This window comes from Streptomyces sp. NPDC096324, assembly GCF_044763015.1.
Lineage (GTDB): Bacteria > Actinomycetota > Actinomycetes > Streptomycetales > Streptomycetaceae > Streptomyces.
Genome location: NZ_JBIWFK010000015.1, coordinates 188,050 through 198,768 on the forward strand (window position 1 = coordinate 188,050; position 10,719 = coordinate 198,768).

The window sequence follows — 10,719 nt, forward strand, 5'->3', positions numbered from 1 at the left end:
GCGTCCGTGTCAGTCGTCCAGGGGCTCCGCACCGTGGGCCTGCGCGATCGCGTCGATACGCTCCGCCAGATCGAAGTCCGCGGCCGTCAGCTTGTGGCCCGCGTCGTGCGTCGTGATCCCAAACCGCACCCGCCCCCACCGCAGATCAATGTCCGCGTGATGCCCGATCAGCCGCTCAACATCCGCGACGTGCACGATCATCGCCACCCCGCCGTGATACCGGATGCCGAACGCCCGAGTGATCTCGTTACCCTCCCGCCGCCACCCCGGTATCCCATCCACCGCGATCCCGATCTCGTCCTCGGTCAACGGCACCGGCCTGTCAGCCACCGTCAGCTCCCCTCGGTCACAGGCGCCAGGATCTCCGCCAGGTCCCGGCCGACCGGGGCATCCTGCCACGGCCGCATCGCCCGCTGAAGGGTCACCAACTCGCGGCGCATCCGCGCTGAACGGGTCTCGACCGCAATGTCGACGACCGCGCGGGCAATCCCTACCGCCTGGTCTGGTTCGCCCGCCCCTGCCGCCGCCGTGGCGTGCGCGCCAGGTACACGCCGCGGTCCCTGCGCGCCGTCTCCGGGACGATGTCGAGGACCTGCTCCCACAGCGAGACCGCCTCCGCGCCGAGCCCGAGACGCCCGTAGCAGGTGGCCCGCTGCACCTCCAGGTATCCGGGCGTTCGCCGGCACGCGTTGCCCCACGGCAGGTCGTCGTCAACGAGGGCGAGGAGTCCGTCCGCCTGGTCGATGAGCAGGTCGACCGCGCCCCGGTCTCCGTTGAGGCTCGCCCCGTGCGCCTGCTGCTGAAGGGCCATGATCCGCACCTTCGGTACGAGGCGGTTCGCGTCGTCGAGCGCGGCCTCGCACAGGTCGACGACCGCAGGTCCGTCCCCCAAGTCGGTCCGTACCTGCGCCTGGTTGACCAGGCTGTAGCCGATCAGGTGCGGGTCCCGGGAGCGCATCGCTATTTCCTGCGTGACCCCGCGCCAGAAGTGCGCGCCGTCCATGTCGCCGGCGTCCTGGTACAGCCAGCCGACCAGGGCGGCGTAGGCGGCGCCTACGCGGAGGAGGCCGCGCCGAGTATCGCCCTTGGCGGAGCGGACCAGCTTGTCGATCAACTGGTATTGAGCGGACACCGTACCGACCAGATCGTGCGGGCCGAGGAACATGTCCGCCCGGTAGTGCCCTTCGAGCTGCTGCTGGAAGTAGTCGATGAGCGCGGGTCCACGTGCTGCGGGGCGACCGGCCCGGCCACGAGGACCGCAGCGGTGACGGACACGAACGCTCGGCGGCGCATATCTGCCTCTTCGTGATGCTCGGGTCGGATCCACCCGGGCGGGGTGGTGAAGCCGAGGTCTTCCGGCCAGCGGGCGAGCGCGTCGTGCAGGACGATCGCGGTCTCCTCGGACGGCCAGCCCGGGCGGTCGCCCTCCCACCGGCGCCACGTTCGCGCGGACACCGTGAACTGGACGTCGTCGAGAAGCTGTTGTCCGTGCCGTGTGAGCTGCTGGGCGGCCTGCCCGATGGTGCGCCAGCCGACACGGAGCCGCGCTGCCCTCAGCGCGTCGTTGTGGCCCATCCGCCCAGTCTGAGGTGTCATCGCATCCTGCCCCGGCCGTGGCCGCTACGTGGCCGCACGTGGCCACGCCGCGACCTATCCGCGTCTTAGCGTGCACATTCATCATCGCGGTGTGGCTATGGGACGTACACGAAACGCGGCAGAAAGCATCTCCGGGGCGCAGCCAGACTCGCGCCCGGTAGACGTAGAGGTGATGCGCGCCTGCACGCGTCGGCTGCTCGCCGAGGATGCGCGAGTTCCCGCCTCCGAGGAGCTCGACAGGCTGACGCTTCAGCTGCGCGGACACATCGAGCTGCTCATCCCCGAGGTCGAGGAGACCGCGGGCCGCCTCCCGAAGGACGACATCCCCCGCTACTGCGCCCTGGCCTGCACCGGCGAGGCTCGCGGCAAGCTGAGTGCCCGTCCGCAGCCTGGCCACGCAACTGAACTGGCTCACGCCCGCCGTCTGGCCCGCGTCGTCAACGCTCTCGTCGACCACCACGAGAACCTCGACGCCGGATGATTGATCGCCCGCCCGTCCTCGGCACCCCAAGCTCAACGCGAGGGCGGGCGGGTCACCAGCCCCGGATCCGGGGCATCCGTCCACAACAGGAGGAAGGACGTGACCATCGCGTTAGAGCGTCCCGTGGGCACCACCGACCCGATGACCCTCCTCGACCCCGAGGTCGCGGAGCGGCTCGCCCACCGAGTCGTCACAGACCACCCGGAGATCAGCGCCGACACCGCCCGCCGGATCGTCGGCCAGGCCGCCGCTTTCATCGCCGCGTCCGGCCAGCAGCCCGGCCAGAACCTCGCGCCGAGCGCCCTGGTCGATTTCGGCTGGCACGCGTTCGTCCTGCACACCGTCGACTACGCGGCCTTCTGCGAGAGGACCGTCGGCCGGTTCGTGCACCACATCCCCACCGGCGACGAGGATGCGTCGGCCGACGAGGCGCAGCAGGCCAGGGAGCGCGCGCTCACGGCCATCACGGCGGCCGGCTTCTCCATCTATCCGGAGCTGTGGCCGGACGTGGCGGAGTGCACCCAATGCCACGCCGGGTGCACAGACAGCCCGATCACCTGACGAACCGGCGCAACCTGTAAGAGACTCCAGCCGTCCGGCGACGCTGCCGGGCGGCTGGCCCTATGAGCGGAGCAGGCAGTGACAGACACGGCGACGGCCTGGAACACGTACTCCAGCCAGCGACCCGAACGGCGGCCGGTGAACGCTGCCGGCTCGACCACCTGGTTCAACTGGAGCCAGTACCCCGACCACGGACCAGGCCCCGACCTCCTCGATCTTCGGCCCGGCGACCGTGTACTGGACCTGGGGTGCGGGAAGGGCGGGAACGCCGCACACCTCGCCTTGCAGGGCATGACCGCCGTCGGGGTAGACATCTCACCGGTGCAGCTGAGCGCCGCCGAGGAACGCTGGGGTGGCACCCCCGGCCTCCATCTGCGCCAGGCGGATGCGGTGACCTACCTGCGGGAAGACGACGAGCCGTTCGCCGCGGTGTACTCGGTGTACGGGGTCGTGTGGTTCTCCGACCCCGCGGTCACCCTGCCCGCCATCCGTGAGCGGCTGCGGCCCGGCGGGGTACTGGCGTTCTCGCAGCGGCCGGCCGTCGAGGGCTGCTACGGCTGCCAGGCCTCGTACATTCCGCGGGGCGAGGACGAGGACCCGCTCGTCGTGAAGCGCTGGGACTACGAGCCCGAGAGCTGGGAGCGCCTGCTGAAGAAGCACGGCTACACAGACGTGCGGGCCACGGTGCTCGACGCGCCGCCCGGCAAGCGCAAGGTCGGCGCGCTCATCGTCCAAGCCCGCGCGTAGCCATCCTCCTCGAACTGACGAGCCCACCGCGCACAACCCCCCGCAGCGCGCCAAGCTGGGGATATGGCCAGCCCAGTGATCGTCTACCCGCCCGACGCTGAAGGCGGCCGCCGCGTCCGCGCAGACGGCTCGATCCTCGGCCTCGCCTTCTCCGTCCGCGACGTCGCGGCCTTGCTCCAGACCGCCGGCCTCCAGGACTTCGACGAGATGGACGTCGTCCGCTCGACGTGGATCGAGTGGCGCGGCGGCGGCCCGGACTACTGGATGCGCTGACGAGCACCCCTCGGGGCTGGGGATCACCTGATTGGGGTCACAACCCGGACATACGCCCCACACCGGTCGCTCATACGGCGCATGATGCGACCTCCATCACACGCACGTCCTGGGGGGACCATGCGCTGCATCACCATGGCTGGTGCGCTCGCTGCCTGCCTGCTGCTCACGTCTTGTGCAGGAAGCGACAACGACGCAAAAGCCTCTGCCTCTTCCAAGGCCACCGCCACTCACGCGCCCACGAGCCCGGCGCCCCTCACCAGCCAGGAAGCCGCGGAAGCCGCAGCCGAGAAAGCCAAGAAGGACTTCGACAAGTCCCTGAAGGGCTTGGACAACGCGCTCGGTGAAACCCTCGGCATCCAGGAAAGCACCTACGAAGCCACCGATACTCAGCCGGACTACGAGAACATGTTCCGCGTATCGGTCGACGTTGGCGCCCTGCTGGCTCGGCAGGGCAGTCCCCGGGGCTGCCCCATGGTCAAGCCCGCATCCGCCAATAGCCGCGACCGTCTTGGATGATGTCCCGCCGGCTGGGTGGTGCAGCCCAGTGGCCGAGCTGATCGGGTTCCGGCTGCTGCCGCCGGGCTGGTCTGGCCCGAGCGCACGTCGCTCGCGAAGCATCGTGGCCATCGCGCACACTCTCTGTCGTGGACACAAAGATGACCAAGAGCGCTGGCGAGCACTGGGTCTGCTCGGTGCTCGCAAGCGCCGGATGGGGTGCCGCGCTCACCCGCGACGGGCTGGAGCGCACTGATATTCTCGCCGTCCGCGCCGATGGCACCCGGCGCATGATCGAGGTACAGGTCAAGACGTCGAGCCCTATGCCGCGGCCGAACTGGCGCTGCGGCACCAAGACGCAGCTGCCGTCCCTGAGCGACCGTGAGTGGTTTGTGTTCGTCGCTCTGGACCCGATGCCTGGGCAGGCACCGGCGTCGTACGTCATCCCGCGCGACCATGTGTGGGCTGCAGCGTGGATGGAACACCAGGCGTGGCTGACCGAGCCGGGTGTCCCGCCCGGCAAGCGGAACACCGGCTTCGATCAGGCCCGCGTGTACGCGCCGACATGGGAGGGCTACCGGGACGCGTGGGACCTGCTGGAGCAGCCGACGTCGCAGTGCCCGGTTCGGCTGCCGCAAGCCTGGAGAGCGTGGGTGGACGACCCGCGCGTCGGCTTGCCGCCGAAGCACCCTTGGAGGGATGCCCTGCCCGACTGGCAGGCAGTGGAAGCCTTGTAGCTCTCACGGCGGGCCAAATCCTGGGCAGGCCCCAGCTCCAGGGTGCATTACGGTCGATGAGAACCTGCGGCAGCTTGTGGAACAAGAGCCGAGCTCCTGATGACCGAGTGCGACGACTGGGCCCAACAACGGTCGGAACAGCGGATCAAAGTGCCGGCTTCCCCCAGGACAAGTCGTTGCGGACCTTCGGCTTCGACGCAAACCCGAACATCACCGCAGCCGCCATCCACACCCTCACCAGCCGCGGATGCGGTCGGCGGTGGAGGTGGTGATCGGCAGGCGGCGGCAATGTCGGCATTTGTTCCACCAACGCGAACGTCCTGTTCGGCGCCCGCGGCGTACGGATCGTGGCTCTCTCTGAAATCGCGAGTTGCAGCTGTGGCTCGCAGCCCACCCAGACCCCGTCGTCTGACACCCGCAGACGTCACGATCATCTGTGCAGCCCAGGGGTACTTCACATCAGGCCTTCGAGGCATTCCGGCCTGCGGGCGCTCAATCCGCCAACCCAATCGCTCACTCGTCAGCTGAAGCGCTCAGTCACAAATGAGCCGAAGGAGGCAGGGCACTGCGCCAGTCTGGACCTCAACGCCACGGCGCACTTTCTGGTGGCGGATCCGGCGTCCGAGTGTCCGATGGCCGTCAACGCCAACGCCTACGAGGTGCACATCTGGGACCTGGCCACGCGCGAGCAGGTCGCTGAGCCCGTTGCGACCATGTTCGTGGAAACGGCGGCCGTGACAATGCTCCACGACCACCCCGCAGCCCTCGCCGCATCCGCCGATGGTCCGGTCGAGGTATGGGAACTGCCCACTCTCCGGCGGCTCCGGCCGTCACTGACGGGGCACGAGGCGACTGTACGGGGAGTGGCGACGGCGGTGGTGAACAGGCGCCACCTCGCGGTCACCGGTGGCCACGACAGATCGGTCCGAATCTGGGACCTCGACGGCGAACGGGAGACCGGAAGCCGACTGAACGGTCATGTCGGCTCCGTGACGGGGGTCGCCACGGCCGTCGCGGACGGAAGTTGCGTCATCATCACCGCAGGCTCGGACGCGACAGCGTGCAGTCCCCGTGCTCGTGGTGGTGGTCACGTGGGCGTCGGACGGATTCCTACACGAAGCCTGGCTTGAAAAGCCTTGAGCGAAGAGCGAAGCGGTCGTGCCTGTGTGACCGCCGCCACCCCAGGTCGTGCTTGCTCGTTGACGTTGGTGGTGCGAGCCCGCTGCATGGTGACCTCTCGAAGCGATGCGAACTGTTCGAAGAGAACACCGCATTCCCAACCGCCTTGGCCGCTGCGGCTTGACGACTTGGGGTCGTGAGGTGTCTTCCTCAGCCTCGCTTGCAGCATCATCGGCTGGCGACAGCTGAGAAAGCTCCGGCCGCGTCAACCGTCGGCGTCCTGGGCGGCCCTGAAGCCGCGATCTTCGATCACAGGGAAGACCTGCTGCGTGCTGGTGATCCAATTGTCGATGTCGGCATGAGACGACCTGATGGCGCTGATCAGCGCCTCAACCACGTCCAGCTTCTGCCTTCCGACGTTCAGGCTGAGCTCGTCCATCGATACCTCTCGGTACGACATGACCAGCTGCCACCAGAACCGCATCAGGAAGCGGCATTCCTGCGGGTCACGGTCGTCTGCAAGGCGATCATGAATGACCCTCTGAACGCGCCGCCGTTGCTCATCATCACGAAAGCCGTTGTTGAGGTCAGTCAAGGTCACGTCCAGACAGTAGCAACCACGTTCGCCTACGACGCGTGCAGGCACTCAAGCCCGCCTGGAGCATTCCGTTAGGAGTTCTAAGGGCGTGCAGATCTTTAACTCGTAGCTTTTCGCTCGGTGGTTCGTTGGTCTGCCATGAGCAGGTTGGAAGGGCAACGGACCGTTTTGGCAGCCAAGTTCGAGGCGATTCTGCCGCACCTCGACGAGCGGCAGCGTCGCTTGTTGATAGGGGCGGAGGCCCAGTCCCTCGGCTACGGCGGGATCAGAGCAGTCGCCCGCGCCACTGGTCTCCGCGAAGCCACTGTGTCGGCCGGAGTACGAGAACTCGACTCCGGCCAGGCTCCTTTGGGACACATCCGACGACCCGGCGCCGGCCGCAAACGCGTCGTCGACCGGAACCCGGCTGTTCGCGAGACACTCCTCACGCTGGTCGAACCCGACGTCCGCGGGGACCCCATGTCGCCACTGCGCTGGACTACCAAATCCACCCGCAAACTGGCCGGGGAGTTAACCCGGCAAGGCCACAGGATCTGCGCGGACACGGTGGGCGACCTCCTGCGTGAGGAAGGCTTCAGCCTCCAGAGCAATGCCAAGACTCTGGAGGGCAAACAGCACCCCGACCGGGACGCACAGTTCCACTACCTCAACGAACAGGCCCGCAACCACCAGGACGGCGGAGCTCCGGTGATCAGCGTGGACACGAAGAAGAAAGAACTGGTCGGCCCGTTCAAGAACAACGGCCGTGAATGGGAGCCCCGAGGCGAGCCGGTGCGGGTCGACACCCACGACTTCCCCGACCGCGAGCTGGGCAGAGCGGTGCCCTATGGCATCTATGACGTCGTCGCGAACACCGGCTGGGTCAATGTGGGCACCGACCACGACACCGCCGCGTTCGCCGTCGAGTCCATCCGCCGCTGGTGGAGCGGAGCCGGGCGGGCCGCCTATCCGACGGCCGGCCAGCTGCTGATCACCGCCGATGCGGGTGGTTCCAACGGGTATCGCACCCGCACCTGGAAGACCAAACTCGCCCGGTTCGCCGCCGAGTCCGGCCTGGCGATCACGGTCTGCCACCTGCCTCCCGGAACATCGAAGTGGAACCGGATCGAGCACAGGCTGTTCTCCCACATCACCATGAACCGGCGAGGCAGGCCCCTGACCAGCCATGAAGTCATCATCGAAAGCATTGCCGCGACCACCACCAGAACCGGTCTGACCGTGCACGCTGAGCTCGACACCAACCAGTACCCCACCGGCGTCCAGGTCAGCGACGACGAGATCGCCGCCCTACCGATCACCCGACACCGCTTCCACAGCGACTGGAACTACACCCTCCACCCTCAGCAAACGCGGGACGCGACGGCGGCCAACAACCCGTCAAGCCAGGCCGCAGCGAACAGGACGCCCACACTCACGCAGCATGCGCTGCAGAACCCTGAGCTGACCGGCATGACCCGCCAGCAGTTCAGCAACCTCATCGACGCGCTGACTCCCGCGCTGGAGGTCCAACGCGAGCAAGTGCTCCGCACGCGCCGCGGTCACGAGCGCACGGTCGCCCCCAGCGCAGGCGCCAAAGCCAAGCTCACCCCAGCCGACCGGGTCCTGGCCACCGTGCTCCACCTGCGCAAACTCGCCACCATGGACCTCCTCGGGCAACTCTTCGGTGTCACCGCCATGACCATCAGCCGAGCGAAACAGGAAGTCCGCCCACTCCTGGAAACACACGGCCACCACGTCGAGACCTCAACCGCCCGCTTCCGCACACCAGCCGACGTCGCCACGTTCCTCGCTTCCAACCCCACCCCAGCCAAGATCAAAAATACGAGTTAAAGATCTGCACGCCCTAAGAACTCCTAACAGAATGAGTCTTTGGGGTCGGCTGCCCGACGTAGGGCGCTGTCGGGCAGCATGGGGCGATGGACTCTGAACAGCCGCTGCCTCGCGAGGTGAAGGTCATTAAGTGAGCGTTTGATTCCCGGTTGTCTGTTTCATTTGGTTTAGCTGTCCCGCCAGTTGTGGGTGGCTTCGTGGGTGAGGCGGCGGGTCATGAGGTTGATGGCGGCGAGTTGGATCATGGCTGCCGATCGGTGGGGGTGGGTTTCGTAGTCGCGGGCCAGGCGGCGGTGGTGCATGAGCCAGCCGAGGGTGCGTTGGATGACCCAGCGGCGGGGTTGGACGTGGAAGCCGCGGGTGGTGGGGTCGCGTTGGACGATCTCGAGGTCGATGCCGAGGTGGGCGGCGTGTTCGACGGCTTTGGTCTTGTAGCCGTTGTCGGCCCAGGCTTTGGTGATGGTCGGGTGGTGTGCGGCGACCTTGGCCAGGAGTTGGGTGCCGGCCGCGGAGTCGTGGACGCTGGCGGCGGTGACGGTGACGGCCAGGAGGAGGCCGAGGGTGTCGGTGACGATGTGCCGCTTGCGTCCGATGATCTTCTTGGCCGGGTCGACGCCTTGGCTGATCAGGGGGACGGTGGCGGAGGTTTTGATGCTCTGGCTGTCGATCAGGCATGCGGTGGGTTCGCTGGTGCGGCCTTCGGCCTGGCGGACTTTGCCGCGTAAGAGGCCGGTGAGCTGGTCGAAGATGCCGTCGGCTTCCCAGCGGGCGAAATAGCCGTAGACCGTCTGGTGGGGTGGGAAGTCGTGGGGCAGGTAGCGCCAGGGGATGCCGGTGCGGTCGACGTAGAGGATGGCGTTCATGAGGGCGCGCAGGTCGTGGGTGGGTTTGCGGATGCCGTTGCGGGCCTGGCGCCAGGCTTCGAGAGTGGGGCGGACAAGTTCCCGGCGGGCGTCAGACAGGTCGCTGGGGTAGGGCCGTGAGGGCTGCATGAGGTCTGCGTACGTGGCGGTGGCAGGCCTGAGCAGGGCGTGTGCGGGGGTACTGGGTGCATGGGGCGTGCGTTCTCAACTCGGTGTGAACCAGCAGGTTTCTAAATGAGACGGAAGCTTTTGGAGGGAAACCGGCGCATTGCTGCTCTACTGATTGCTGCATAAGCCGCGTTTCCGGCGAATCGCTTCGCTGAGCGGTCAGATCGACTCTTGGAATTCCATACGAACTATCCAATACCAGAATCAAACGCTCACTAAGAGGTCGTCTCAACTGGCTTGATCGCTAGGCTGATCGCCGTGATGGCCATGGTGGAGCGTCTGGTCCCAGACGGGTTGTGGGAGTTGTTCCAGCGGGTGGTTCCAGCGGCGCCGGTACGACCGCAAGGTGGCGGACGACGCCGGTATGGGGACCGACAGGTGCTGGCTGCCATCCTCTTCGTCGCCACGAGCGGTTGCACGTGGCGGCAGCTGCCTCCGGTCTTCGGTCCGTCCCGGCCGACCACGCACCGCCGCTTCAGCGAGTGGAGCAGGGCCCGGGTGTGGGGCAAGCTGCACCGCCTGGTCCTGGACGAACTCGGCGCACGTGGCGGACTGGACTGGTCGCGGTGCGCGATCGACTCGGTGAACATGCGGGCCCTCAAAGGGGGACCTGACGGGTCCGAATCCCGTAGATCGCGGCAAGAAAGGATCAAAGATCCACCTGATCACAGAGCGGACCGGTCTGCCCCTCTCCATCGGGATCTCGGCTGCGAACACGCACGACAGCCAGGGCCTCGAACCTCTCGTCCGTGGCATCCCACCCATCCGGTCCCGCCGCGGTCCGCGTCGCCGTCGACCGGCCAAGCTGCACGGCGACAAGGGCTACGACTTCGACCGTCTGCGCTCGTGGCTCCGCTCCCGCAACATCACACCACGCATCGCCCGTAGAGGCATCGAATCCTCCCAGCGTCTCGGCCGTCACCATTGGACCGTAGAGCGCACGGTGGCATGGCTCTCCGGGTGCCGCCGTCTGCACCGCCGCTACGAGCGTAAGGCCGAACACTTTCTGGCATTCGTCGGCATCACCGCCGCCCTGATCTGCTACCGCAGGCTGACAGCCTGACCGGTGGCACCTCCGAGCTGGGATGATCCTGCCGCAAAGACGACACACACCAGCGAGGACCGCCATGACCGACTACCTGGCCGCCGCCATGGCGATGCTCGGCCCGGCCCAGAACCGCTACGCGGACCCCTCCGCCTGGGACCGGCTCCACGCAGAACTCGGCATCCGACTGCCGACCGACTACC

14 protein-coding genes and 1 pseudogene are annotated in these 10,719 nt (G+C 67.2%); 10 read left to right on the forward strand and 5 right to left on the reverse strand.

Annotated features, from left to right (window positions below):
- Window positions 1–9 precede the first annotated feature (9 nt).
- The 3 genes from ACIQ7M_RS33735 to ACIQ7M_RS33745 all read right to left on the reverse strand — a co-directional run bounded on the left by ACIQ7M_RS33735 (window position 10) and on the right by ACIQ7M_RS33745 (window position 1,575).
- Window positions 10–330: a 4a-hydroxytetrahydrobiopterin dehydratase gene (locus ACIQ7M_RS33735; protein ID WP_403651373.1), complete on the reverse strand. Its 321-nt coding sequence runs from the start codon at window positions 328–330 to the stop codon at window positions 10–12.
- Between the two features lie 160 nt (window positions 331–490).
- Window positions 491–1,132, reverse strand: a complete 642-nt coding sequence (locus ACIQ7M_RS33740) for a hypothetical protein (protein ID WP_403651375.1) — start codon at window positions 1,130–1,132, stop codon at window positions 491–493.
- A complete protein-coding gene (locus tag ACIQ7M_RS33745; RefSeq protein ID WP_403651377.1) occupies window positions 1,111–1,575 on the reverse strand; it encodes a hypothetical protein in 465 nt (154 codons plus the stop codon). Before ACIQ7M_RS33745 ends, ACIQ7M_RS33740 begins: the two co-directional genes overlap by 22 nt.
- A gap of 193 nt (window positions 1,576–1,768) precedes the next feature.
- Between ACIQ7M_RS33745 and ACIQ7M_RS33750 the strand changes: the two genes are divergently transcribed.
- The 8 genes and pseudogenes from ACIQ7M_RS33750 (at window position 1,769) to ACIQ7M_RS33785 (ending at window position 6,023) form a co-directional block, all read left to right on the forward strand.
- On the forward strand, window positions 1,769–2,077 hold the full coding sequence (locus tag ACIQ7M_RS33750; RefSeq protein ID WP_403651379.1) for a DUF6415 family natural product biosynthesis protein: 309 nt from the start codon (window positions 1,769–1,771) through the stop codon (window positions 2,075–2,077).
- A 99-nt stretch (window positions 2,078–2,176) separates the two neighbouring features.
- On the forward strand, window positions 2,177–2,638 hold the full coding sequence (locus tag ACIQ7M_RS33755; RefSeq protein ID WP_403651381.1) for a glycine-rich domain-containing protein: 462 nt from the start codon (window positions 2,177–2,179) through the stop codon (window positions 2,636–2,638).
- 78 nt (window positions 2,639–2,716) lie between these two features.
- Window positions 2,717–3,385 (forward strand): class I SAM-dependent methyltransferase, encoded by a 669-nt coding sequence (locus ACIQ7M_RS33760; protein ID WP_403651383.1) that lies wholly within the window; start codon window positions 2,717–2,719, stop codon window positions 3,383–3,385.
- A gap of 63 nt (window positions 3,386–3,448) precedes the next feature.
- Window positions 3,449–3,658 (forward strand): hypothetical protein, encoded by a 210-nt coding sequence (locus ACIQ7M_RS33765; protein ID WP_403651385.1) that lies wholly within the window; start codon window positions 3,449–3,451, stop codon window positions 3,656–3,658.
- A gap of 120 nt (window positions 3,659–3,778) precedes the next feature.
- The gene (locus ACIQ7M_RS33770) at window positions 3,779–4,177 is read left to right on the forward strand and encodes a hypothetical protein (protein ID WP_403651387.1); all 399 of its coding nucleotides are present in this window, start codon (window positions 3,779–3,781) and stop codon (window positions 4,175–4,177) included.
- A 128-nt stretch (window positions 4,178–4,305) separates the two neighbouring features.
- Window positions 4,306–4,893 (forward strand): hypothetical protein, encoded by a 588-nt coding sequence (locus ACIQ7M_RS33775; RefSeq protein WP_403651389.1) that lies wholly within the window; start codon window positions 4,306–4,308, stop codon window positions 4,891–4,893.
- 78 nt (window positions 4,894–4,971) lie between these two features.
- Window positions 4,972–5,135: pseudogene (locus ACIQ7M_RS33780) on the forward strand (AAA family ATPase); the annotation flags it as partial.
- Window positions 5,136–5,633: 498 nt separating this feature from the next.
- Window positions 5,634–6,023 carry a hypothetical protein gene (locus ACIQ7M_RS33785; RefSeq protein WP_403651409.1) on the forward strand — a complete coding sequence of 130 codons (390 nt, stop codon included), beginning with the start codon at window positions 5,634–5,636 and terminating at the stop codon, window positions 6,021–6,023.
- Between the two features lie 254 nt (window positions 6,024–6,277).
- Here ACIQ7M_RS33785 and ACIQ7M_RS33790 read toward each other — a convergent pair whose 3' ends face one another.
- On the reverse strand, window positions 6,278–6,613 hold the full coding sequence (locus ACIQ7M_RS33790) for a hypothetical protein (protein WP_403651391.1): 336 nt from the start codon (window positions 6,611–6,613) through the stop codon (window positions 6,278–6,280).
- A 135-nt stretch (window positions 6,614–6,748) separates the two neighbouring features.
- On the opposite strand from ACIQ7M_RS33790, the gene ACIQ7M_RS33795 reads away from it, so the two are divergent.
- Window positions 6,749–8,440: an ISAzo13 family transposase gene (locus ACIQ7M_RS33795; RefSeq protein WP_403651393.1), complete on the forward strand. Its 1,692-nt coding sequence runs from the start codon at window positions 6,749–6,751 to the stop codon at window positions 8,438–8,440.
- Between the two features lie 167 nt (window positions 8,441–8,607).
- Here ACIQ7M_RS33795 and ACIQ7M_RS33800 read toward each other — a convergent pair whose 3' ends face one another.
- Window positions 8,608–9,432 (reverse strand): IS5 family transposase, encoded by an 825-nt coding sequence (locus tag ACIQ7M_RS33800; RefSeq protein WP_403651395.1) that lies wholly within the window; start codon window positions 9,430–9,432, stop codon window positions 8,608–8,610.
- 306 nt (window positions 9,433–9,738) lie between these two features.
- Here ACIQ7M_RS33800 and ACIQ7M_RS33805 point away from each other — a divergent pair.
- A protein-coding gene (locus ACIQ7M_RS33805) for an IS5 family transposase (RefSeq protein ID WP_403651411.1) occupies window positions 9,739–10,534 on the forward strand; the annotation gives its coding sequence in 2 pieces (ribosomal slippage) (window positions 9,739–10,071 and window positions 10,073–10,534; 795 coding nt in all).
- Window positions 10,535–10,719 lie beyond the last annotated feature (185 nt).